Below are 23,369 nucleotides of genomic sequence, written 5' to 3'. Positions count from 1 at the left end.
TGTCAGGCCTCCGGATCTTTCTCTGTGACGACCTTCGAGCCACGGGACTCGAGAACGTGGTCGGTGACCAGCAGGGCGGCGACGAGTGCCGCACCGACGGCCACCGCGACGAGCACCGGACCGACGTTGCCCGAGGGGGCCAGCAGCGCGGCGTCGTCGTTCTGCCAGGGCCACAGCGCGCGCAGGGAGCCGGCCATGAGCCCTGCCATGACAGTAAGCGTCACCGTCCGGTGCTCGGACATCAGGTGGTCCAAAACGCGCACGAAGAGCACCAGGCCGAGCAGCGCGCCGAGGGCGAAGGTGATGATCACCGGCCACTCGCGCGCCGAGAGCGAGCCCATCACCGGCTGATAGAGGCCGAAGGCCAGCAGCAGGAAGGAGCCCGAGAGACCCGGCAGCACCAGGGCGCAGACGGCGATCATTCCCGCGAAGAACAGGATGACCAGCGAGGGGTCCTCGCGTGGGGCCGAGGTGAATCCGGTGCCGAAGAACGCCGCGGCCGCGCCCAGAAGGAAGAGCACCACGAGCAACGGCAGGCGCTCGCGCACGTGCCGGCGGTCCATCATGCCGACCGGCACGAGGATGGAGACGGCGACCATGCCGAGGAAGAGGCCGCGGGCGATCTGCGGGTGGCCGTCGACGAAGCCGTGCAGCACGGAGGACATGGTGAACACGGCGGTGACCATGCCGACACCGACGGCGGCCAGGAACAGCCAGTCGATGCGGCGGGCCGCCTCGCGGGTGCGCTCCTTGGCCAGGTCGAGCAGGAGGCTGCCGTTGTGCAGGGCGCGCTCGTAGATGCCGACGATCAGGGCGACGGTGCCGCCGGAGATGCCGGGCACGAGCTCCGCGAGGCCGATCAGCCCACCGCGGACGAAGTCGAGGACGACGGATACCGGACGGGACATCTAGCGCACCACGCTCCCGGGCGGGCGGGTCATGGACAGGGGGCGACGCACGGGGCTACCTCCAGTTACGAGCGGATCTTGACCCACCCAGCCTAGCAGCGGTTCTGCACCCCCGAACGGCGCCGCGCCCGACGGTTACCGCCCACGGTAAGGGGCGCGACGTCGGCAATCGGGGGTGGCGGGGGCAGCAGAAAGGCGCCGCACGTGGTGCGGCGCCTCCGGCGGTGCCCCCGGTGGGAATCGAACCCACACATCCTCGCGGATACCGCATTTTGAGTGCGGCGCGTCTACCAATTCCGCCACAGGGGCCTGCGGGGGAATGCTAGCGCACCGGGACCGCGCGGAATAAACGCGGCTGTTTAGACTGGGCGGGCGTGACGGAACGACTGCTGCTCATCGACGGCCACTCCATGGCCTTCCGCGCCTTCTACGCTCTGCCGGTGGAGAAGTTCTCCACCTCCGGCGGCCAGCACACGAACGCGGTCTACGGCTTCCTGTCCATGCTCGCCGGCCTGCTGCGCGACGAGGAACCCACGCGCATCGCGGTCGCCTTCGACGTCGGGCGCCACACCTTCCGCACCGATCTCTTCCCGGAGTACAAGGCCCAGCGCGAGGCCGCCCCGGAGGCGTTCCGCGGCCAGGTGGAGATCATCCGGGAGGTGCTGGGCACCCTCGGCATCACGACGCTGAGCGTGGACAACTACGAGGCCGACGACATCCTTGCCACCCTGGCCACGGCCGCCGACGGCGACGAGGCGCTCGGCCAGACCCTGATCGTCACCGGCGACCGTGACTACCTGCAGCTCGTCGACGAGAACACCACCGTGCTCTACCCGACCAAGGGGGTCTCCACGCTGCACCGCTTCACCCCGGAGGCCGTCGAGGAGAAGTACGGGCTCACGCCTGCGCAGTACCCGGACTTCGCCGCGCTGCGCGGCGACCCCTCCGACAACCTGCCGAAGATCCCGGGCGTGGGCGAGAAGACCGCGCAGAAGTGGATCCTCAAGTACGGCGACCTCGAGAGCCTGCTGGACAACGCCGACGAGATCACCGGAAAGACCGGCGACAACCTGCGCGAGCGCCTCGACCAGGTGCGGATGAACCGTCGGCTGACGCAGATGGTCACCGACCTCGACCTCGGGGTCAAGCCCGAGGAGTTGACTTTCCGTGAGGCGAAGGTGGCCGAGGTGGCCGCCAAGTTCGACGAGCTCGAGTTCGGCACCCAGCTGCGCGAGCGCGTGCTGGCCGTCGTGCCGCACGACGACGGCGAGCTGCCCGCCGACGACACCCCCGACGCCGTCACCGTCTCCGACGACGGCGTGGAGTGGTTGAGCGAGCGCCCGATCGCGCTCGACCTCGTGGGCGAGGAGACGCTCGTGCTTGCCGACGTCGCGCGCAGCGCCGTGGTGCTGGAACTGGCCGACCTGGACGCGGCCGAGGAGGCCAGGCTCGCCGAGTGGCTCGCCGGCGACTCGCCCAAGTTCGTGCACGGCGCCAAGGACCTCATCCACCGGCTGGCCGAGCGCGGCTTCGAGCTCGGCGGGCTGGCCCACGACACCCTGCTGGCCACCTACCTGCTGCACCCGGGCCAGCGCACCTACGCCCTCGACGACGTCTACCAGCGCCACCTGCGCCGCTCGCTCGGCGAGCGCGACGTCGACCGGGCCGCGGCCGTCCTGGAGCTCTCCGCCGAACTGGTCGAGGAGCTGCAGGGCATCGACGCCTACGAGCTCTACCTGGACATGGAGCTGCCGCTGGTGGGGATCCTGGCGCGCATGGAGGCCACGGGCATCGCCGTGGACATCGACGTGCTGCGCGAGCAGCTCGCCGGCTTCGAGGACTCCGTGGCCCACGAGGAGGAGGCCGCCCGCGAGATCGCCGGCGACCCCGAGCTGAACCTGTCGAGCCCCAAGCAGCTCCAGGTCGTCCTCTTCGAGACTCTCGGCATGCCCAAGACGAAGAAGACGAAGACCGGTTACTCCACGGCGGCCAAGGAGATCGAGCAGCTGGCGGCCAAGCACCCGCACCCGTTCCTCGACCACCTGCTGGCCCACCGTGAGTACCAGAAGATGAAGTCGACGCTGGAGGGCCTGATCAAGTCGGTCGGCTCCGACGGGCGCATCCACACCACCTTCCACCAGACGGTCACCTCGACCGGCCGGCTCTCCTCGACCGACCCGAACCTGCAGAACATCCCCGTGCGCACCCCGGCCGGGCGCAAGATCCGCTCCGCGTTCACCGTCGGCCCGGACTTCGAGTGCCTGGTCACCGCCGACTACTCGCAGATCGAGATGCGTGTGATGGCGCACCTCTCCCGCGACGCCGGGCTGATCGAGGCCTACCGGGGCGGCGAGGACCTGCACAACTTCGTCGGCTCCCGCGTCTTCGACGTGCCCGTCGACCAGGTCACCCCGGAGCTGCGCCGCCGGGTCAAGGCCATGAGCTACGGCCTGGCCTACGGGCTGTCGGCCTACGGACTGTCCCAGCAGCTGGGCATCGCGCCCGGCGAGGCGAAGTCCATCATGGACAGCTACTTCGAGCGCTTCGGCGGGGTCAAGGACTACCTCGAGGGTGTGGTCGAGGTCGCCCGCCGCGACGGCTACACCTCCACCGTCTTCGGCCGGCGCCGCTACCTGCCGGAGCTGGCCAGCACCAACCGCATCGCCCGCGAGAACGCCGAGCGCGCCGCCCTCAACGCCCCGATCCAGGGCACGGCGGCCGACATCATCAAGGTCGCCATGATCCGCGTCGACCGCGCGCTGCGCGAGCGGGGGCTCTCCTCGCGGGTGCTGCTGCAGGTCCACGACGAGCTCGTTGTCGAGGTCGCCGCCGGCGAGCGCGAGGAGGTCACCGACATCCTGCGCACCGAGATGGACGGCGCGATCGAGCTGCGCGTGCCGCTCGAGGTCAGCGTCGGCGTCGGCGAGAACTGGGAGGCGGCCGCGCACTAGTCCGCGGCGACTTCGTCACCGCGGCCAGGGGAGCAGACGCCGCAGCCGGGGACACGACACCGCGGCCAGGGGAGCAGGCCCCGCAGCCGGGGACGCGACACCGCGGCCAGGGGAGCAGACGCCGCAGCCGGGGACGGGGCGCCGCGGCCGGGTGCGAAACCCGGCCGCGACGTGCCGTGTCGCGGTTGAAATAGGCGCCGGAGATCGCTAGTATCTACCGGGCGTATCTGTGCGCGCGCGTCCACGACCCGGTGATAGGTCGGGCGGGGCGGGCGTCGCGGGATCGGTGCGGCCGCGTGGCCGGGACCTTCGGGCCCGGGGCAGCCGTGGCCGGCACCGAGAGATGCGCGATCCTGTACACCTACGAGTCCTATCCCATTTCGGAGCACACGAACATATGCCCAACACCAACGTCCCTCAGGTAGCCGTCAACGACATCGGCTCCGCTGAGGATTTCCTCGCCGCGGTCGACCAGACCATCAAGTACTTCAACGACGGTGACATCGTCGAAGGCACCGTCGTCAAGGTCGACCACGACGAGGTCCTGCTCGACATCGGCTACAAGACCGAGGGCGTCATCCCGACGCGCGAGCTGTCGATCAAGCACGACGTCAACCCGGACGAGGTCGTCGAGGTCGGCGACGAGATCGACGCGCTTGTCCTCACCAAGGAGGACAAGGAAGGCCGTCTGATCCTCTCCAAGAAGCGTGCCCAGTACGAGCGCGCCTGGGGCACCATCGAGGACCTCAAGGAGAAGGACGAGCCGGTCACCGGTACCGTCATCGAGGTCGTCAAGGGCGGCCTGATCCTCGACATCGGGCTGCGCGGCTTCCTGCCGGCTTCCCTGGTCGAGATGCGCCGCGTGCGCGACCTGGAGCCCTACATCGGTCAGGAGCTCGAGGCCAAGATCATCGAGCTGGACAAGCACCGCAACAACGTCGTGCTGTCCCGCCGCGCCTGGCTCGAGCAGACCCAGTCCGAGGTCCGCTCCGAGTTCCTGCACCAGCTGCAGAAGGGCCAGGTCCGCAAGGGCGTCGTGTCCTCCATCGTCAACTTCGGCGCCTTCGTCGATCTCGGCGGTGTCGACGGCCTGGTGCACGTCTCCGAGCTGTCCTGGAAGCACATCGACCACCCGTCCGAGGTCGTCTCCGTGGGCGAGGAGGTCACCGTCGAGGTCCTCGACGTCGACCTGGACCGCGAGCGCGTCTCCCTGTCGCTCAAGGCGACCCAGGAGGATCCGTGGCGCATCTTCGCCCGCACCCACGCGGTCGGCCAGATCGTCCCGGGCAAGGTCACCAAGCTCGTCCCGTTCGGCGCGTTCGTCCGCGTCGAGGAGGGCATCGAGGGCCTGGTCCACATCTCCGAGCTGGCCCAGCGTCACGTCGACGTGCCGGACCAGATCGTCACCGTGGGCGAGGAGCTCATGGTCAAGGTCATCGACATCGACCTCGAGCGTCGCCGCATCTCGCTGTCGCTCAAGCAGGCCGACGAGGACTTCTCCGAGGAGTTCGATCCGTCGAAGTACGGCATGGCCGACTCCTACGACGATCAGGGCAACTACATCTTCCCGGAGGGCTTCGACGCCGAGACCAACGAGTGGCTCGAGGGCTACGAGACCCAGCGCGAGGAGTGGGAGGCCCGCTACGCCGAGTCGGAGCGTCGCCACCAGCTGCACGCCGCACAGGTCGAGCGTCACCGCGTCGCCGCCGCCGAGGCCGCCGACGAGGCTTCCGCCTCCGCCAACTACTCCTCCCGCACCTCGGACGCGGCTCCGGCGTCCGAGCCCGAGGAGAACCACGGTGGCACCCTGGCCTCCGATGAGCAGCTCGCCAAGCTGCGCAAGAAGCTGACCGGCAACTGATCGGTCCGCCGCCCCCGGCGGTGACCACCCGGTGACACCGGGCTGAGTCCCGCCGGCGGCACCAGCGGTCCCGTCCCCACAGAGGGACGGGGCCGCTTTTTCGCGTCTGACGGGGGTGTCGTCTGCGGGCGCCCGGGCCACGCAGCCTCCGGGCGCGCGGAACCGCCCCGTGTCGTGAGCGCCACGGTTGGGGTGATATTCACCACGACGCATCGGTGCGCGCGTGGGGGAACGGGTCAGGCGGGGGAGGCACGGACGGGGGAGCGGCGGGGCGTCGTGGGTCCCCCCGGTACGGGCACCGGGTGGGGCGCCCGCACCCGCGGATGTGGGAACGGGATCGTCTCGGACGCTGACGGGGGTGGTTATGTCCGATTCGGTGGAATTTAGGTGATCGGTGGAGCGCTCGTTTCTTTCGTTTTTCAACCCGAATAGGGGGAACGGAAGGCTGTGAGGGCGGTCCGAGGGTGTGGGAATGTGATCATCGCCATTGCCCCTAAACAGGGTAGCGGGCCCATTTTTATTGCCCGTTTTGCACCGAACGGGCGTAAAGTCGACTGGGCATACGTTGTGAGCGGGCGCGAACATCGCCCGTGGCATCGAAAGGGGAGCCAACACATGGCATCATCCACGACCACCACCGCGGAGCACATCCTCCGTGAGATGGGCGGTCCCGAGAACATCACGTCGTTGACCCACTGCGCCACCCGCCTGCGCTTCCAGGTCGCCGACCAGTCCATCATCGACACGGACAAGCTCGACAGCGACCCCGCCGTCCTCGGCGTGGTCAAGCAGGGCTCCACCGGCATGCAGGTGATCATGGGCGGCGGTGTGGCCGAGTACTACAGCGCCCTGAACAAGCTGCCCGGCATGGGCGACAACAAGAAGGCCTCGAACGAGGGCTCCAACAAGAAGGAGTACGGCGGTGTCCGCGGCAAGTTCGCCGGCGTCGACTACGCCTTCGAGTTCCTCTCCGACACCTTCCGCCCCGTCCTGTGGGCGCTGCTCGGTGCGTCGCTGATCATCACCCTGCTGGTCCTCGCCGACACCTTCAAGCTCCAGGACTTCCACCAGGACCTGGTCGACCAGCCGGCTGAGTTTCAGCTGGCCCACGCCATGTGGCGCTCGGTGTTCTACTTCCTGCCGATCATGGTCGGCGCCACCGCCGCAAAGAAGCTCGGCGCGAACGAGTGGGTCGGCGCGGCCATCCCCGCCGCCCTGTTCACCCCGGAGTTCCTCGGGATGAAGGAGATCGCCGAGGAGGTCCCGACCGCCGTCGAGGGCCAGTACAACTACGTGGTGCACATCTTCAACATCCCGATGTACATCCAGGACTACGGCGGCCAGGTCTTCCCGCCGATCTTCGCCGCGATCATCCTGTACTTCCTGGAGAAGGGCCTGAAGAAGATCATCCCGTCCGCGGTGCACATGGTCTTCGTGCCGTTCATCTGCCTGCTGATCATGATCCCGCTGACCGCCCTGGTCGTCGGCCCGTTCGGCGTGGGCCTGGGCAACGCCATCGCGCACTTCCTCGGCTGGATCAACGGCATCTCGCCGTTCATCCTCTCCGTGGTCATCCCGCTGCTCTACCCGTTCCTGGTGCCGCTGGGCCTGCACTGGCCGCTCAACGCCATCATGATCGTCAACATCAACACCCTGGGCTTCGACTACATTCAGGGGCCGATGGGCGCCTGGAACTTCGCCTGCTTCGGTGTCATCACCGGCGTCGTGGTCGTCTCCTGGCGTGAGCACAACAAGCAGATGCGCCAGCTCTCCTTCGGCGCCTCGATGGCCGGCCTGCTCGGCGGCATCTCCGAGCCCAGCCTCTACGGTGTGCTCCTGCGCTACCGCCGCTCCTACTACCGCCTGCTGCCGGGCTGCTTCCTCGGCGGTGTGGTCATGGGCATCTTCAACATCAAGGCCTACGCCTTCGTGTTCACGTCCCTGCTGACCATCCCGGCCATGGACCCGATCGCCGGCTACGTCATCGGTATCGCCGTCGCCTTCTTCACCTCCTTCCTGCTGGTCGTCTTCCTCGACTACCGCACCCCGGAGGAGCGCGACGAGATGCGCGCCCAGATCGCCGCCGAGCGCGAGGCCGCCAACGAGGCCGAGGACCAGCGCGTCGCCGCCGCCGGTGCCGCCGGTGCCGCCGGTGGCGCGGGCACCGCGCTGGCCGCCGACGAGGTCGCCGGCGAGCCGGTCCAGGTCGGCTCCCCGCTGGCCGGCGCCGTCGTGCCGCTGGCCGACACCCCGGACGAGGCCTTCGCCGCCGGTGCCGTGGGCAAGGGAGTCTCGGTCGACCCGACCGGCGACACCGTCTACGCCCCGGCCGCCGGCAAGGTCATGGCCGCGTTCCCGACCGGCCACGCCATCGGCCTCAAGCTCGACGACGGTGTCCAGCTGCTGATCCACATCGGCATCGACACCGTCAACATGGAGGGCGACGGCTTCACGCTCCACGTCAAGAAGGGCGAGCGCGTCGAGAACGGCACCCCGCTGGTCAGCTTCGACCGCGCCAAGATCGAGGCCGCCGGCTACTCGCCGATCACCCCGGTCCTGGTGACCAACCACAAGAAGCTCGCCGACGTCACCCCGCTGCTCAGCGGTGGCACCGTCGAGGTCGGCGAACCGCTGATCGAGGCGACGCCGAAGATCAAGGTCGCCCAGCAGTAGCGCACTGACACTGCGCGGCTGAGCCGCCGCCTCGACCCCGGAAGGACCCGGGCCCCACGCGGGCCCGGGTCCTTCTTCTCGTCCCGGCCCTCCTTCGGGGCCGACCGTTCCCGCGGCCGACCACACTCGACTTCCGGCCCCTTGCGGCCCGGACGCGGCTAGCATGGGCGCATGCTCAAGATCGGACTGACCGGGGGAATCGGCTCCGGCAAATCCACCGTCGCCAATCTGCTGGCCGAAGCCGGCCTCGAGATCGTCGACGCCGACCGCATCGCCCGCGAGGTCGTCGAACCGGGGCAGCCCGCCCTGGCCGAGCTCGCCGAGGCCTTCGGCGCGGACATCCTGAACGCCGACGGCACGCTCAACCGCGGGGAGCTCGCCCGCCGCGCCTTCGTCGACGCCGAGCACACCGGGCTGCTCAACTCGATCACGCACCCGCGCATCTCCGCCGAGACCACCCGGCGCTTCGCCGCGGCCGAGGCCGCCGGCACCCGTGCCGTCGTCTACGACATGCCGCTGCTCATCGAGCAGGGGCTCGACGCCGGGATGGACCTCACCGTCGTCGTCGACGTCCCCGCCGAGACACGCGTGCAGCGCCTGGTGGCGCAGCGTGGGATGGACGAGAACGACGCCCGTGCGCGCATCGCCGCGCAGATTTCCGACGAACGCCGGCGCGCCGCCGCCGACGTCGTCCTCGACAACTCCGGGCCGCGCGAGGCGCTCGACGCCCAGGTCGCCGAGCTGGTCGAGCGCGTGGACCGGATGGCCGCCGCGGAAGCGGCCGAGTAACCTCGTAGCCCATGAGTCAGGAGCAGAACGCACAGGACGACATCTGGGGCACCGGCCCCTTCGACAACTCCGAGGCCAAGGAGCTTCTCGAGGACATCGCCTCCGGGGTCTTCGACCCGGTGCACCTGCTTCCCGACCGCTCGCAGCGCCACCTCAACGCCGACGAGGGGCAGGTGATCGTCGCCCTGGCCGCCCTCGCGGCCGCCGACGACGCCGACCTGCCCGAGGGCATCGAGCCCGCGGCGGTGTCCGGTCTGCGCGAGCCGGCCCACCGCGAGCGGCTGCGTCAGTCGCTCGAGGCCGTGCTGGCAGACGCCTCGGTCTCCGGTCTCTACGAGCGCTGGCAGCTCTCCGACGGCCAGCTGCTCGAGTGGAAGGCGCAGAGCTGGGTCGACCTCTCCTGATCGGCGGTTGACGCGGGGGCTTTGATCCGGGACCGATCGGGGTCGCTCCGTCCGCGGTCAGGCGGCGACGACCACGCCGACGATCGCGGCGTTGAGCATGTTGGTCAGGAAGCCCGCGCACAGGGCCTTCGGGCCGTTCTTGGCCACCTCGCCGCGGCGCTCGGGGCACAGCCCGCCGATGGCGCCGATCTGGATCGCGATGGAGGAGAGGTTGGCGAATCCGGCCAGCGCGAAGGTGGCGATCATGACGGACTTCGGGTCCATGGCGTCCACGTGCTCGCTGAACGAGGTGTAGCCGACGAACTCGTTGAGGATGGTCTTCTCGCCGATGAAGCTGCCCACCAGCGTCATGTCCTGCCACGGCACGCCGATCAGCCACGCGACGGGGGAGAAGAGGAGGCCGAAGAGGCCCTCGAGGGACCAGTTGTCCTGCCCGAACCAGCCGCCGACGCCGCCGATGATCGCCGAGAGCATCGCGATGATGGCGATGAAGGCGATCAGCAGGCAGGCGACCGAGACGGCGATCCTGCCGCCGGCCATGGCGCCGGTGCCCATGGCGTCGATGACGTTGCGGGAGTCCTCGTCGCGGACGTCGCGCACGCTGGCGTCGAGCTCGCTCTTCTCGGTCTCCGGCACCAGCGCCTTGGCCACGAGCAGGGAGCCGGGGGCGTTCATGATGGAGGCCGCCAGCAGGTACTCCAGCGGCGCGCCGAGCAGGGCGTAGCCGAGCAGCGTGGAGCCGGCGACCGAGGCGAAGCCGCCGGACATGCAGGCGAACAGCTCGGACTTGGTCAGTCGCTTCAGATACGGGGCGATGACCAGCGGGGCCTCCGACTGGCCGAGGAAGATCACCGTGGCGGCCCAGACGCTCTCCACCTTGGAGGTGCCCATCACCTTCCCGATGCCGGTGCCGACGATGTCGACGATGTACTGGATGACCCGCAGGTAGTAGAGCACCGCGATGATCGCGCCGAGCACGATGACCACCGGCAGCACGTTGAGCGCGAAGATGAACCGCGAGTCCGGGTCGAAGAGGTCGCCGAAGACGAAGGCGGTGCCCTCGTTGGTGAAGTCGGACAGCTTCTGGATGCCCTCGGAGACCTTCTTGAGCACCCGGAAGCCCGGCTCCCAGGCCAGGACGAGGAGCGCGAAGACGACCTGGAGGGCGAAGCCGGCGGCGAGGGTGCGCCACCGGATCTTCCGGCGGGCGTTGGAGGCGACGTAGATGACGGCGAAGACGGCGAGGATGCCGAGCAGTCCCTGGAGGCGGTCCACGGTCAGTCCTCCAGATCCTGCGGGCCGAAGGCGTGGGGGAGGATCTCCGCGTAGTCGTGGGCGCGCGGGCTCCCGTCGGCCTCGACGACGAGCGTGCGGCAGCCGAACTCGTGGAGCACCTGGCGGCAGGCGCCGCAGGGGTAGCACGGCTGCCCGTCCGCCTTCAGGCCGACGACGGCGGCGACCTCGATGCGGGGCTGCTCGGCCGTCGCGCGGGAGACCACCGAGCGGGTCGTGGCGGTGCGCTCGGCGCAGATGGTCATCCCGAAGGACGCGTTCTCCACGTTGCAGCCGGTGACCACGCGGCCGTCGGCGAGCAGCAGGGCGGCGCCGACGGGGAAGCCCGAGTAGGGCACGTAGGCCTTCCCGGCGGCCCGGCGGGCCAGGTCGATCAGCTCCCCGTGGGTGGGGCGCTCCCCGTCTCCGGGGCCGGACGGTTCGGTGGGACCCATGGTCACCTCCTCGGCGACACATGCGCATATCGCCGTTGACAGTATGTGTGAGCGGCATCATAATTGGCACGAAAGGCCTTCACAAGGGTCTCGCCCAGGTGAAGGAGCCCCGACCCCAAGGAGAGACCGCAATGGCCGCCGAGAAGGAACAGACCACCACGGGCGTCGAGGACTTCGACGTCGTCGACATGATCCGCGCCAAGCGCGACCGTCACAGCCTCAGCGACGCCCAGATCGACTGGGTCGTCGACGCCTACACCCGCGGAGTCGTCGCCGACGAGCAGATGTCGGCGCTGGCCATGGCGATCTTCCTCAACGGCATGGAGCCCGGGGAGATCGCCCGCTGGACCAACGCGATGATCGACACCGGCGAGCGCATGAGCTTCGCCGACCTGGGCAAGGTCACCGCGGACAAACACTCCACCGGCGGTGTCGGCGACAAGGTGACCCTGCCTCTGGCCCCGCTGGTGGCCAGCTACGGGGTGGCCGTCCCGCAGCTCTCCGGGCGCGGCCTGGGCCACACCGGCGGCACCCTCGACAAGCTCGAGGCCATCCCCGGCTGGTCGGCAGACGTGAGCAACGCGCGGCTGCGCGAGATCCTCGCCGACCCCGGCTGCGTCATCTGCGCCCCGGGCGCCGACCTGGTCCCCGCGGACAAGCGCCTCTACGCCCTGCGCGACGTCACCGCGACCGTCGACTGCATCCCGCTGATCGCCAGCTCGATCATGTCGAAGAAGATCGCCGAGGGGGCCGGGAGCCTGACCCTCGACGTCAAGGTCGGCTCCGGCGCGTTCATGAAGGACGCACAGACCGCCCGCGCCCTGGCCGAGACGATGGTGCGCCTGGGCAAGGACTCCGGACTGGCCACCTCTGCGCTGCTGACCGACATGTCGCGCCCGCTCGGCCGGGCCATCGGCAACGCCCTCGAGGTCGAGGAGTCCGTGGCCGTGCTCGCCGGCGGCGGGCCGGCGGACCTGGTCGAGCTGACGGTCGCGCTGGCCGACGAGATGCTCACCAAGTCCGGCGTCGACCACGACGACCTGGCCGAGCGACTCGCCGACGGGCGCGCCATGGACACCTGGAAGGCCATGATCCGCGCCCAGGGCGGTGACCCCGACGCCGAGCTGCCGCGGGCCACGCACACCGAGGACGTCGTCGCCGAACGCGACGGCTGGCTCACGGAGACCGACGCGCTCGCCTTCGGCGTGGCCAGCTGGCGCCTCGGCGCGGGCCGCGCCCGCAAGGAGGACCCGGTGCAGGCCGGCGCCGGCATCGAGCTGCACGCCGTGGTCGGGGACAAGGTCAGCGCCGGGCAGAAGCTGTTCACGCTGCACACCGACACCCCGGAGCGCATCCCGCGCGCCCTCGAGGCGCTCACCCCGGGCTTCACCGTGGGCGACGACGAGCCCGCCGAGCGCGCCTCGGTGATCCTGGACGCAGTGAAGTAACGCGCGACGTCGTCAATCGGAGTCGCAAGGCCCACGCCGCGGCGTGGCTAGAGTGGGGCGCATGGCATTCGCTGCTGAACACCCCGTGCTGTCCCACTCCGAGTTCCGCCCCGTCGGCGAGGTGGAACGCTCCGACGGCAGGTTCGAGGTCATCTCGGACTACGAGCCGGCCGGCGACCAGCCGAAGGCGATCAAGGAGCTCGACGAGCGGCTCGACCGCGGCGAGTCGGACGTGGTGCTCATGGGCGCCACCGGTACCGGCAAGTCGGCGACGGCGGCGTGGCTGATCGAGAAGCAGCAGCGGCCCACCCTGGTCATGGCCCCGAACAAGACCCTGGCCGCGCAGCTGGCCAACGAGCTGCGCCAGCTGCTGCCCAACAACGCCGTCGAGTACTTCGTCAGCTACTACGACTACTACCAGCCCGAGGCGTACATCGCGCAGACGGACACCTACATCGAGAAGGACTCCTCGATCAACGAGGACGTCGAGCGCCTGCGCCACTCGGCGACCTCCGCGCTGCTCTCGCGCCGCGACGTCGTGGTCGTCTCGTCGGTGTCCTGCATCTACGGCCTGGGCACCCCGCAGTCCTACCTCGACCGCTCCCTGGTGCTGCGCGTCGGCGAGGAGGTCGAGCGCGACCGCTTCCTGCGCCTGCTCGTCGACATCCAGTACGACCGCAACGACTACTCGCTCGAGCGCGGCGCCTTCCGGGTCAAGGGCGACACCGTCGACATCATCCCCGCCTACGAGGAGGTCGCCGTCCGCGTCGAGTTCTTCGGCGACGAGATCGACTCGCTCTACTACATCCACCCGCTGACCGGCGACACCATCCGCCAGGTCGACGAGATCCGCATCTTCCCGGCCACCCACTACGTCGCCGGGCCTGAGCGCATGGCCAAGGCCGTCGAGGACATCAAGGCGGAGCTCGCCGAGCGGCTCGACAGCCTGGAGAACCGCGGCAAGCTGCTCGAGGCGCAGCGCCTGCGCATGCGCACCGAGTACGACCTCGAGATGATCGAGCAGGTCGGCTTCTGCTCCGGCATCGAGAACTACTCGCGCCACGTCGACGGCCGCCCCGCCGGTTCCGCCCCGGCGACGCTGATCGACTACTTCCCCGAGGACTTCCTAACGATCATCGACGAGTCCCACGTGACCGTCCCGCAGATCGGCGGCATGTTCGAGGGCGACATGTCGCGCAAGCGCAACCTCGTCGAGTTCGGCTTCCGCCTGCCCTCGGCCATGGACAACCGCCCGCTGACCTTCGACGAGTTCGAGGACCGCGTCGGCCAGACCGTCTACATGTCCGCCACCCCCGGCGACTACGAGATGGCGGCCGCCGGCGGCGAGTTCGTCGAGCAGGTCATCCGCCCGACCGGCCTGGTCGACCCGAAGGTCACCGTCAAGCCGACGACCGGCCAGATCGACGACCTGATCGCCGAGATCCGCGAGCGCACCGACAGAGACGAGCGCGTCCTGGTGACCACCCTGACCAAGAAGATGGCCGAGGACCTCACCGACTACCTGCTCGAGAACGGCGTGAAGGTGCGCTACCTGCACTCCGACATCGACACCCTGCAGCGCGTCGAGCTGCTGCGCCAGCTGCGCCTCGGCGAGTTCGACGTGCTCGTCGGCATCAACCTGCTGCGCGAGGGCATCGACCTGCCCGAGGTCTCGCTGGTGGCCATCCTCGACGCCGACAAGGAGGGCTTCCTGCGCTCGGATCGCTCGCTGATCCAGACGATCGGCCGTGCCGCCCGAAACGTCTCCGGCGAGGTGATCATGTACGCCGACTCGGTGACCGAGTCGATGCAGTACGCCATCGACGAGACCGAGCGGCGCCGCGAGAAGCAGATCGCCTACAACGAGGAGCACGGCATCGACCCGCAGCCGCTGCGCAAGAAGATCGCCGACATCCTCGACCAGGTCTACGAGAACGACGCCGACACCGCGGGCGACGGCGCGCGGGAGACCGACGGCTCGCGCGCCTCCGGCGCGGGCGCGGACGCCGCGGTGGCCGGCCGCCGCGACACCGGATCCATGGCCGCCGACGAGATCCAGGGCCTCATCGACGACCTGACCAACCAGATGCGCGCCGCCGCCGGCGAGCTGAAGTTCGAGCTGGCCGGCCGCCTGCGCGACGAGATCCTCGACCTGAAGAAGGAGCTGCGCGGGGTCAAGGAGGCCGGCATCTAGGCCGGGCGGCCGTGCGGCCGGGGCCGGGGGAGTCCACGGGGCCACCCGGAAGTGGGGGAGCACCCACGACCCGGCGCGGGGTGAGCCCCACGACAGTCCGGAGCGGGGTACCCTTAGGGGGCCAGCAAAGACGAAAGGACCTGATAGCCCCATGACCTCCTACTCTTCGATCGCCGTCGGCACGGACGGGACCGACACCGCCGAGGTCGCGGTCCGCCGCGCCGCAGGTATCGCCCGTGACGCCGGCGCGAAGCTCACCATCATCAGCGCCTGGCACGGCCAGAACCGGGCCCTGCTCGACCCGCCGACCGCGGACACCTCCGTGCCGGTGATGGGCCAGCGCAACGCCGAGGAGTACGCCGAGGCCGCGCGCGTCATCGCCGAGGAAGAGGGCGCCACCGACGTCGAGACGTACACCGTGCGCAACCCCGCCGCCAACGCGCTCATCGACGCCGTCGACGAGAAGAACATCGAGCTGATCGTCATCGGCAGCCAGGGCGTGCACTCCCTGGCCGGGCGCCTGTTCGGCTCCGTGGCCATGGAGGTCCTCCGGCACTCGCCGGTCGACGTCATGGTGGTCAACACCGACGCCGTCAAGTGACGGTCCGCCGGGGCCTCCCGGTGCTAGAATTTCCCCAGTTGACAGCAGTCTAAGGAAGGTCACATGAGCGACACGTACGAGAAGATCGTCGTCGGCACCGACGGCTCCAACTCCTCGATGCTCGCGGTCGAGCGCGCCGCCCGTATCGCGGCCGCTTTCGACGCCACCCTCGTCATCGGGTGCGCGTACTACGAGAACAAGGAGGAGGCGTCGAAGACCCTGCGCCAGGAGTCCGTCACCATCCTCGGCGACGACCCGGCCCAGAAGAACCTCGAGACCGCCGCCGAGCACGCCCGCAAGTTCGGCGTGGACAAGATCGAGACCGAGATCCGCCCCGGCGCCCCGGTCTCCGCCCTGATGCAGATCGTCACCGACCTCAGCGCCGACCTGCTCGTCGTGGGCAACCGCGGCATCAACTCCCTGACCGGCCGCCTCCTCGGCTCCGTGCCGGCCGACGTCGCCCGCCAGTCCGACTGCGACGTGATGATCGTCCACACCGTCGACTAGGTCTCCGCCACCCCGCCCGCGCCCTGCGTGGAGCGGGGACCCCGGGGAAGAGGGGGAGAGAAGAGGCCGCGCGGCAAGCCGTGCGGCCTCTCGTCATGCGGTGAGAGGGTCACCGTGGCACCGGGGCCCCGGTGCGCGGACACCCGACGACCCGCTCACCCGATCAGCGTCAGCGAGCGCGTCGCGCGGGTGACCGCCACGTAGAGGTCCTGCAGGCCCAGGGGCGAGGCCTGCTCGACCCCGTCCGGGTCGACCACGACGACGTGGTCGAACTCGAGACCCTTGAGATCACCCACCGAACCGGGACGCACCACCGCGACCGAGCGCTCCGGTTCCGCGCGCCGCAGGTCCCCGGCGACCTCGTCGGGGTCCGTGCCCGCGGGCAGGCGGCGCACCGGGATGCCGGTCGACCGGATCGCCTCGGCCGGCTGCGCCTCCGGGTCGATGCGGGAGAGCAGCTCGTCGGCGACCTCCATGACCTCGCTCGGGGTGCGGTAGTTGACGCTGAGCGCGTGCCGGCGGAACCGGGAGCCGACGAAGGGCTCCAGCGTGTCCGCCCAGCTGTCGACGCCGGCGGGCGAGCCGTTCTGCGCGATGTCGCCGACCAGCGTCATCCAGCGGGCCGGGCACCGGCGGAAGACCGCGCGCCACTCCATCGGGGTCAGCTCCTGCGCCTCGTCGACGACGACGTGGCCGTAGGCCCACCCGCGGTCGGCGGCCGCGCGCTCGGCGGTGGTGCGCGTGTCGCGCTCCTCCTGGCGCGCGGCCAGCGCCTCGGCGTCGAGGACGTCGTAGGCGCCCAGGTACTCCGCGTCGAACTGGTCGTCGTCGTTGTCCGTGACGGCCGAGCCCTCGAGGACGTCGAGGGCCGCCTGCGCGGCCTCCAGCCGGCGCCGCTCGGCCTTCTCCTCCGGGTCGTCGTCGCGTTCGCCGGCCTCGCCCAGCAGCTCGGCGAGCTCGTCGAGCAGCGCGGCGTCCGAGGCCGTCCAGGCCTCGCCGTCCTCGCGTAGCAGCGCCGCGCGCGTCTCCTCGTCGTAGGCGCGGGCCGCGGAGTCGACGGCGGCCCGGGAGGAGAGCAGGCCCGCGAGCACCCCGGTCGGGGTCAGCCGGGGCCACAGCTCCTCGACCAGGTCGCGCACGACGGGCTCCTCGGCGAGGTCGTCGTGGAGCTGGTCGACGTCCGCGGCACCGAGCAGGTTCTCCCCGCCGAGCGGGTCGGCGCCGATCAGCTGCGCCATCTGCTCGGCCAGCTGGGTGATGAGCGACTCGGCGAAGGCGCCGCGGGCCTCGTTGTGCGGGCGCCGCGAGCGCCGCGCCCGGGTGCGTGCCGTCTTGACCATCGCCGGCTCGACGGTCAGCGTCAGCGAACCGATACGCAGCTCGCGGGCCTCCCCGGGCACCACCTGCAGGTCGCGCACGGCCTCGCGCAGCACGGTGACCATCTCCTCGGAGCCCTTGATCTCCCGGCCGAGCATCGGCTCCTCGGCCACCGGGCGCACCCCGGGGTAGAGCTCGCCGACGGTGGAGAGCACCACGCCCGTCTCGCCGAGCTCCGGCAGGACGTGCGAGATGTAGTCGAGGAAGACGCGGTTCGGCCCGACGATGAGCACGCCGGAGCGCGAGAGTTGCTCGCGCCAGGTGTAGAGCAGGTAGGCCACGCGGTGCAGGGCCACGGCCGTCTTGCCGGTGCCCGGGCCGCCCTCGACGACGAGCACTCCGCGGGTGGGGTCGCGGATGATCTGGTCCTGCTCACGCTGGATCGTCTCCACGATCGAGGACATCCGCCCGGTGCGCGCGGCCTGCATCGCCTCGTAGAGCGCGGCCTCGCCGCCCACGCCGGCGCGCAGGCTCGCCGCCTGCTCGGCCGGCAGCTCGGCGGCGGCCTCGCCGGAGAGCCGCTCGTCGTCCACGCCGGTGACCTCACGGCCGCGCATGCGGATGTGCCGGCGGGTGCGCACGCCCTCCGGGTGCGCGGTGGTGGCCAGGTAGAAGGGACGGGCGGCCGGGGCGCGCCAGTCCAGCAGCAGCGTGCGGTAGTTGTCCTCGCGCGCGTCGAGACCCATGCGCCCGATGTAGCGGCGGTCCAGGCCCTCCGCTCCGGCGACCGGGTTGTCGCCGTCGCCGGTCGGGTCCTCGACGTCGATGCGGCCGAAGACGAGGCCGAGCTGGGCCAGGGCCAGGCGGTCGAGGCGCTCGTTCAGACCGTGGTACTCGGTCTCGCGCTGGACCAGCGCCTCGGCCTTGGGGTTGGCGGGGTCGACGTTGGCCTGGACCTCGTCGAGGCGGGCGCGCGCCTGCGCGATCTCGTCGTCCAACCGGGCGAACAGGCCGTCGGCGTAGGCCTGCTCCGCCGCAACCTCGGCGGCGTAGTCGGTGTCTTTCTCGCTGTCCCGGCTGGTCACGCTTGTTTCCTGCCTCCCGGTCTCGTCGGATGTGCGCATGTCACGAACAGAGCGACCAGGATACCCGTTTCCCGCGGCGCGCGGCGCCGGCTCACGGCGGCCCGGCCGGACGCGCGCGGCGCCGGCCCACGGCGGCCCGGCCGGACGCGCGCGGCGCCGGCTCACGGCGGCCCGGCCTCCGGGATTCCTCCGGGTGCGGCAGGCACCCGGACATGCGCGCGCCCCCGCACCGGTGGTGCGGGGGCGGGGCCGACGCGACGTCGGCAATCAAACGCGGGGAAGCGCTAGCCGAGCTTCTTCTGCGCCTTGGTGATCGCCTTGTCGGCGCGCTTGCGCAGCTTGGCGGCGCGCTTGCGGGCCTTCTTGGCGCCGCGGGAGTTGGCCTTCTTGTCGGCCTTCTTCTCCGCCTTCTCGGCGGCGTCCTGGAAGCGGTCCTGCGCCTTCGCGGCGGCCTTGACCACGCCCTTCTTGGCGGTCTCGGCGTTGTCCTTGGCGTCGGCCAGCCACTGGTCCTTGTTGTCCTCGAAGAAGTCCTGGGCCTTCTCGGCCAGGTCGGAGGCGGTCTCGCCGACCTTCTGGACACCCTCGCGGGCGGCGTCGATCCAGTCGTCCTTGTTGTCCTCGACGTAGTCCTGGACGGTGGTGGCCTTGTCCTGGATCCAGTTGTTCGCCTTCTCGGAGAACTCCTCGGTCTCGGACTGGCTCGGCAGCGCGGCCTGGACCTTCTTCTTGCCGCGGCGGGCGGCGTCGTTGGCGCGCCAGGCGACACTCGGCTTGCCCTCGGTGTCGACGGAGGTGATCGCCAGGCCGCCGAGCAGGGCCAGGTGGGTGATGAAGCCGGAGCGGCGGTCCGCCTTCTCGCTCTCGTCCTGGGTCTCCCAGAAGGCGTACCGGCCGACCAGGGTGGGCACCGCGGTCAGCGCCAGCGCCGTGGCGGCCGCGCGCGGCGCCTTGCCCAGGGCCAGCAGGGAACCGGCGCCGACCTTGACGCCACCGAGGGCGCGGGCCACCAGCTCCGGGTCCTCCGGGACCTTGCGGGCGTACTTGCGCGGCAGCAGGGAGCGGGTCCGGTTGATCACGGACTCCGCGCTGTCGATGTGGGCCTCGGTGTTCACGAGCGTGTCGACGCCGTCGATGACGTAGACCGACGCCAGCATGGGGCGGGCCAGCTTGCGGATCATGTGTACCACTCCTCGGTTCACAGGTAGATGTTCGCTACCCGTCTCACTGTACTTGTTCCGCGTCACCAGCGACGGCGGTACCACGTCTCGAGGTGCGGGCGCTCCGCGCCGAGCGTGGTCGCCGCGCCGTGACCGGGGTAGACCACGGTGTCGTCGTCGTAGACGTCGAAGATGCGCGAGGTGACGTCGTTGTAGAGGCGCAGGAAGTCGGCCTCCGCGGAGGTCTTGCCCAGCCCGCCGGGGAACAGCGAGTCGCCGACGAACAGGCAGGTGCGCCCGTCGATCTCGGCGGTCAGGGCGGCGCCGCCCGGGGTGTGGCCGCGCAGGATGGCCACCGGCAGCTCGTGGCCGGCGAAGTCGATGTGGTCGCCGTGGTTGAGCTCGACGTCGACGGCCGCGGGCAGCGCCGGGGCGTCGAGGAAGGGCGCGTAGTGGGTCGCGCCGGTGGCGTCGAGGACCTCGGCGAGCGCGCGGGTGTGGTCGGCGTGGCGGTGGGTGGTCAGCACCTTGGTGATGGTCACGTCGTTGTCGGCGGCCAGGCGCAGCAGGCGCGGGGCGTCGTCGGCGGCGTCGACGAGGAGGCCCTCGCCGTCGGCGTGGAGGAGGTAGCAGTTGTTGTCCATCGCGGAGACGGACACCTCGGCCATCTGCAGCGGCGTGGCGGGACGGTCGGTGCGGTCGGTAGTGTTCGCTTCGTTCGACTTCGTCTGGTCGGTCTCGTTCGGCTCGGTCATGCCCCCAGCTTAACGACGCGCGTTGGCGGCGTGAGCTGGCTCGATGCTATGTTCGAGAACCGACGGACCCGACAAACTTCTCAGGAACGGTGGGACGGAAATTGGCCGATCGGCTGGTGGTGCGCGGAGCGCGCGAGCACAACCTCAAGGGCGTCGACGTCGACGTGCCCCGCGACTCGCTGGTGGTCTTCAGCGGACTGTCCGGCTCGGGCAAGTCCTCGCTGGCCTTCGACACCATCTTCGCGGAGGGGCAGCGCCGCTACATCGAGTCGCTGTCCAGCTACGCCCGGATGTTCCTCGGGCAGATGGACAAGCCCGACGTCGACTTCATCGAGGGCCTCTCGCCGGCCGTCTCCATCGACCAGAAGTCCACCAACCGCAACCCGCGGTCCACGGTCGGCACGATCACGGAGATCTACGACTACCTGCGTCTGCTCTTCTCGCGCGCCGGCACCGCGCACTGCCCGGTCTGTGACGCCGTCATCGAGCGCCAGACCCCGCAGCAGATCGTCGACCAGATCCTCTCCGGGCCGGAGAAGGCGAAGTTCCAGGTGCTCGCCCCGGTGGTGCGCACCCGCAAGGGCGAGTTCGTGGACCTCTTCGAGGACCTCTCGGCCCAGGGCTTCGTGCGCGTGCGCGTCGACGGCGAGGTCCACCAGCTCAGCGACCCGCCGAAGCTGAAGAAGCAGGTCAAGCACGACATCGACGTCGTGGTCGACCGCCTGCAGGTCAAGGACAGCCAGAAGCAGCGCCTGACGGACTCCGTGGAGACCGCCCTGCGCCTTGCCGACGGGCTGGTCATCGCGGAGTTCATCGACGACGAATCGCTGACCCGACGTTTCTCCGAGAACCTCGCCTGCCCCAACGGCCACCACATCGACGTCGAGGAGCTCGAGCCGCGCGCCTTCTCCTTCAACAGCCCCTACGGCGCCTGCCCCGCCTGCGACGGCCTGGGCACGCGCACCGAGGTCGACGAGGAGCTGCTGATCCCGGACCCGGAGGCTCCGGTCGTCGACGCCGTGCAGCCGTGGCACTCCAGCCCGAACAAGAAGTACTTCGTCAAACTCGTCGAGGGGCTGGCCAAGGCGCTGGACTTCGACCCGAAGACGCCCTTCAACGAGCTGACCCACGCTCAGCAGCGCGCGCTGATCGACGGCAGCGACGCCGAGGTGTCGGTGCGCTACCGCAACCGCTTCGGCCGCATGCGCAGCTGGACCGCCCCCTTCGAGGGCGTGCGCGGCTACCTGCACCGCAAGCTCGACCAGGCGGAGAGCGAGCACCAGAAGGAGCGCTTCCTCGCCTACACCCGTCAGGTCGCCTGCCCGACCTGCAAGGGCGCGCGCCTGCGCCCGGAGATCCTCGCCGTGCGCCTGGCCGGCGGCGAGACCGAGCTCTCCATCGCCGGGCTGACCGAGCTGTCCATCGAGGCGGCCTCGGCCTTCCTCGACGACCTCAAGCTGGGCTACCGCGAGGAGAAGATCGCCGGCGCGGTGCTCAAGGAGATCCAGGCCCGCCTGCACTTCCTGCTCGACGTCGGCCTGAACTACCTGACCCTCGACCGCTCCGCCGGCTCGCTGTCCGGCGGCGAGGCCCAGCGCATCCGCCTGGCCACCCAGATCGGCTCCGGGCTCGCGGGCGTGCTCTACGTCCTCGACGAGCCCTCGATCGGCCTGCACCAGCGCGACAACCAGCGCCTGATCGGCACCCTGGAGAACCTGCGCGAGCTGGGCAACACGCTCATCGTCGTCGAGCACGACGAGGACACCATCCGCGCGGCCGACTGGATCGTCGACGTCGGCCCGCGCGCCGGCGAGTACGGCGGCGAGATCGTCTACCAGGGCGAGCCGAAGGGCATCCTGGACGCCGAGAACTCGCTGACCGGCGCCTACCTGGCCGGCCGCCGCGAGATCACGGTGCCCGCCGAGCGCCGCCCGGTCGACCCGGACCGCAAGCTGCGCGTCGTCGGCGCCCGCGAGAACAACCTCAAGGGCATCGACGTCGAGTTCCCGCTCGGCCTGTTCACCTGTGTCACGGGTGTCTCCGGCTCCGGCAAGTCGACGTTGGTCAACGAGATCCTGGCGAAGGTGCTCGCCAACGAGCTCAACCGCGCCCGTCAGGTGCCGGGGCGCGTGCGCCGCGTGGAGAACGTCGACCTGCTGGACAAGCTGGTCCAGGTCGACCAGTCGCCGATCGGGCGCACCCCGCGCTCGAACCCGGCGACCTACACCGGCGTCTTCGACAAGATCCGCACGATCTTCGCCGAGACCCCGGAGGCGAAGGTGCGCGGCTACAAGCCGGGCCGGTTCTCCTTCAACGTCAAGGGCGGCCGCTGCGAGGCCTGCCACGGCGACGGCACGATCAAGATCGAGATGAACTTCCTGCCGGACGTCTACGTGCCCTGCGAGGTCTGCCACGGCGCCCGCTACAACCGCGAGACCCTCGAGGTCACCTACAAGGGCAAGAACATCGCCGAGGTCCTCGACATGCCCATCGACGAGGCCGCCGGCTTCTTCGAGTCGATCACCTCGATTCACCGCTACCTCAACACGCTCGTCGACGTCGGCCTGGGCTACGTGCGCCTCGGCCAGGCGGCCACGACGCTCTCGGGCGGCGAGGCGCAGCGCGTCAAGCTCGCCGCCGAGCTGCAGAAGCGCTCCAACGGCCGCACCATCTACATCCTCGACGAGCCGACCACGGGCCTGCACTTCGAGGACATCCGCAAGCTGCTGCTGGTCATCCAGGAGCTGGTGGACAAGGGCAACTCGGTCGTGGTCATCGAGCACAACCTCGACGTGATCAAGTCCGCGGACTGGATCATCGACATGGGCCCCGAGGGCGGCGACGGCGGCGGCACCGTCGTCGCGCAGGGTACCCCGGAGCAGGTGGCCGAGGTCGAGGGCTCCTACACCGGCAAGTTCCTCGCCGACGTCCTCGGCGTTAAGAGGAAAGCGAGGAACTGAGGCCGCCGGCCGGCGTGGGGGCGCCGACC

General features: G+C 70.1%; 16 protein-coding genes and 1 tRNA gene. 10 read left to right on the top strand and 7 right to left on the bottom strand.

The features are described 5' to 3' along the window. Window positions 1–2: 2 nt before the first annotated feature. Both CFRA_RS06295 and CFRA_RS06290 read right to left on the bottom strand, forming a co-directional pair. Window positions 3–908, bottom strand: coding sequence for a DUF368 domain-containing protein (locus CFRA_RS06295; RefSeq protein WP_075663923.1), 906 nt, complete (start codon window positions 906–908; stop codon window positions 3–5). Between the two features lie 225 nt (window positions 909–1,133). Continuing rightward, window positions 1,134–1,217, bottom strand: a tRNA-Leu gene (locus CFRA_RS06290). A 101-nt stretch (window positions 1,218–1,318) separates the two neighbouring features. Here CFRA_RS06290 and polA point away from each other — a divergent pair. The 5 genes from polA (at window position 1,319) to CFRA_RS06265 (ending at window position 9,586) form a co-directional block, all read left to right on the top strand. Continuing rightward, the gene (gene polA, locus CFRA_RS06285; RefSeq protein WP_245797752.1) at window positions 1,319–3,859 is read left to right on the top strand and encodes a DNA polymerase I; all 2,541 of its coding nucleotides are present in this window, start codon (window positions 1,319–1,321) and stop codon (window positions 3,857–3,859) included. 397 nt (window positions 3,860–4,256) lie between these two features. Further along, on the top strand, window positions 4,257–5,720 hold the full coding sequence (gene rpsA, locus CFRA_RS06280; RefSeq protein ID WP_075663921.1) for a 30S ribosomal protein S1: 1,464 nt from the start codon (window positions 4,257–4,259) through the stop codon (window positions 5,718–5,720). Window positions 5,721–6,335: 615 nt separating this feature from the next. Next, complete coding sequence (locus CFRA_RS06275) at window positions 6,336–8,393, top strand: glucose PTS transporter subunit IIA (RefSeq protein WP_075663920.1); 2,058 nt, start codon at window positions 6,336–6,338, stop codon at window positions 8,391–8,393. A 171-nt stretch (window positions 8,394–8,564) separates the two neighbouring features. Further along, window positions 8,565–9,182 (top strand): dephospho-CoA kinase, encoded by a 618-nt coding sequence (coaE, locus tag CFRA_RS06270; protein WP_075663919.1) that lies wholly within the window; start codon window positions 8,565–8,567, stop codon window positions 9,180–9,182. A gap of 11 nt (window positions 9,183–9,193) precedes the next feature. Next, on the top strand, window positions 9,194–9,586 hold the full coding sequence (locus CFRA_RS06265; protein WP_075663918.1) for a DUF4259 domain-containing protein: 393 nt from the start codon (window positions 9,194–9,196) through the stop codon (window positions 9,584–9,586). A 57-nt stretch (window positions 9,587–9,643) separates the two neighbouring features. Here the strand turns inward: CFRA_RS06265 and CFRA_RS06260 are convergent, their stop codons facing one another. Then, window positions 9,644–10,861, bottom strand: a complete 1,218-nt coding sequence (locus CFRA_RS06260; protein ID WP_075663917.1) for a NupC/NupG family nucleoside CNT transporter — start codon at window positions 10,859–10,861, stop codon at window positions 9,644–9,646. A 2-nt stretch (window positions 10,862–10,863) separates the two neighbouring features. After that, window positions 10,864–11,313: a cytidine deaminase gene (locus CFRA_RS06255; protein ID WP_075663916.1), complete on the bottom strand. Its 450-nt coding sequence runs from the start codon at window positions 11,311–11,313 to the stop codon at window positions 10,864–10,866. 131 nt (window positions 11,314–11,444) lie between these two features. On the opposite strand from CFRA_RS06255, the gene CFRA_RS06250 reads away from it, so the two are divergent. The 4 genes from CFRA_RS06250 to CFRA_RS06235 all read left to right on the top strand — a co-directional run bounded on the left by CFRA_RS06250 (window position 11,445) and on the right by CFRA_RS06235 (window position 16,063). Then, window positions 11,445–12,761, top strand: coding sequence for a thymidine phosphorylase (locus CFRA_RS06250; protein ID WP_075663915.1), 1,317 nt, complete (start codon window positions 11,445–11,447; stop codon window positions 12,759–12,761). 61 nt (window positions 12,762–12,822) lie between these two features. Next, window positions 12,823–14,955, top strand: coding sequence for an excinuclease ABC subunit UvrB (uvrB, locus tag CFRA_RS06245; protein ID WP_075663914.1), 2,133 nt, complete (start codon window positions 12,823–12,825; stop codon window positions 14,953–14,955). Between the two features lie 151 nt (window positions 14,956–15,106). Further along, window positions 15,107–15,556, top strand: a complete 450-nt coding sequence (locus tag CFRA_RS06240; RefSeq protein WP_075663913.1) for a universal stress protein — start codon at window positions 15,107–15,109, stop codon at window positions 15,554–15,556. A gap of 63 nt (window positions 15,557–15,619) precedes the next feature. Continuing rightward, window positions 15,620–16,063 (top strand): universal stress protein, encoded by a 444-nt coding sequence (locus tag CFRA_RS06235; protein WP_075663912.1) that lies wholly within the window; start codon window positions 15,620–15,622, stop codon window positions 16,061–16,063. Between the two features lie 155 nt (window positions 16,064–16,218). Here the strand turns inward: CFRA_RS06235 and CFRA_RS06230 are convergent, their stop codons facing one another. The 3 genes from CFRA_RS06230 to CFRA_RS06220 all read right to left on the bottom strand — a co-directional run bounded on the left by CFRA_RS06230 (window position 16,219) and on the right by CFRA_RS06220 (window position 20,293). Continuing rightward, entirely contained in the window at window positions 16,219–18,504 is a 2,286-nt protein-coding gene (locus tag CFRA_RS06230; RefSeq protein ID WP_083666877.1) for a HelD family protein, read from the bottom strand. A gap of 245 nt (window positions 18,505–18,749) precedes the next feature. Continuing rightward, a complete protein-coding gene (locus CFRA_RS06225) occupies window positions 18,750–19,646 on the bottom strand; it encodes a DoxX family membrane protein (RefSeq protein WP_075663910.1) in 897 nt (298 codons plus the stop codon). Window positions 19,647–19,708: 62 nt separating this feature from the next. Further along, window positions 19,709–20,293 carry an MBL fold metallo-hydrolase gene (locus CFRA_RS06220; RefSeq protein ID WP_075664919.1) on the bottom strand — a complete coding sequence of 195 codons (585 nt, stop codon included), beginning with the start codon at window positions 20,291–20,293 and terminating at the stop codon, window positions 19,709–19,711. A 188-nt stretch (window positions 20,294–20,481) separates the two neighbouring features. Here CFRA_RS06220 and uvrA point away from each other — a divergent pair, with 188 nt between their 5' ends. Then, window positions 20,482–23,340 carry an excinuclease ABC subunit UvrA gene (gene uvrA / locus CFRA_RS06215; RefSeq protein ID WP_075663909.1) on the top strand — a complete coding sequence of 953 codons (2,859 nt, stop codon included), beginning with the start codon at window positions 20,482–20,484 and terminating at the stop codon, window positions 23,338–23,340. Window positions 23,341–23,369 lie beyond the last annotated feature (29 nt).

It is taken from the genome of Corynebacterium frankenforstense DSM 45800, assembly GCF_001941485.1.
GTDB lineage: Bacteria > Actinomycetota > Actinomycetes > Mycobacteriales > Mycobacteriaceae > Corynebacterium > Corynebacterium frankenforstense.
This window is presented reverse-complemented; position numbering and strand designations above follow the sequence as displayed.

What these genes read in the sequence shown, in the direction of transcription:
- CFRA_RS06295 (WP_075663923.1), bottom strand. Translation starts at nt 908, where the DNA reads ATGTCCCGTCCGGTATCCGTCGTCCTCGACTTCGTCCGCGGTGGGCTG.
- polA (WP_245797752.1), top strand. Translation starts at nt 1,319, where the DNA reads ATGGCCTTCCGCGCCTTCTACGCTCTGCCGGTGGAGAAGTTCTCCACC.
- rpsA (WP_075663921.1), top strand. Translation starts at nt 4,257, where the DNA reads ATGCCCAACACCAACGTCCCTCAGGTAGCCGTCAACGACATCGGCTCC.
- CFRA_RS06275 (WP_075663920.1), top strand. Translation starts at nt 6,336, where the DNA reads ATGGCATCATCCACGACCACCACCGCGGAGCACATCCTCCGTGAGATG.
- coaE (WP_075663919.1), top strand. Translation starts at nt 8,565, where the DNA reads ATGCTCAAGATCGGACTGACCGGGGGAATCGGCTCCGGCAAATCCACC.
- CFRA_RS06265 (WP_075663918.1), top strand. Translation starts at nt 9,194, where the DNA reads ATGAGTCAGGAGCAGAACGCACAGGACGACATCTGGGGCACCGGCCCC.
- CFRA_RS06255 (WP_075663916.1), bottom strand. Translation starts at nt 11,313, where the DNA reads ATGGGTCCCACCGAACCGTCCGGCCCCGGAGACGGGGAGCGCCCCACC.
- CFRA_RS06250 (WP_075663915.1), top strand. Translation starts at nt 11,445, where the DNA reads ATGGCCGCCGAGAAGGAACAGACCACCACGGGCGTCGAGGACTTCGAC.
- uvrB (WP_075663914.1), top strand. Translation starts at nt 12,823, where the DNA reads ATGGCATTCGCTGCTGAACACCCCGTGCTGTCCCACTCCGAGTTCCGC.
- CFRA_RS06240 (WP_075663913.1), top strand. Translation starts at nt 15,107, where the DNA reads ATGACCTCCTACTCTTCGATCGCCGTCGGCACGGACGGGACCGACACC.
- CFRA_RS06235 (WP_075663912.1), top strand. Translation starts at nt 15,620, where the DNA reads ATGAGCGACACGTACGAGAAGATCGTCGTCGGCACCGACGGCTCCAAC.
- CFRA_RS06230 (WP_083666877.1), bottom strand. Translation starts at nt 18,504, where the DNA reads ATGCGCACATCCGACGAGACCGGGAGGCAGGAAACAAGCGTGACCAGC.
- CFRA_RS06225 (WP_075663910.1), bottom strand. Translation starts at nt 19,646, where the DNA reads ATGATCCGCAAGCTGGCCCGCCCCATGCTGGCGTCGGTCTACGTCATC.
- CFRA_RS06220 (WP_075664919.1), bottom strand. Translation starts at nt 20,293, where the DNA reads ATGGCCGAGGTGTCCGTCTCCGCGATGGACAACAACTGCTACCTCCTC.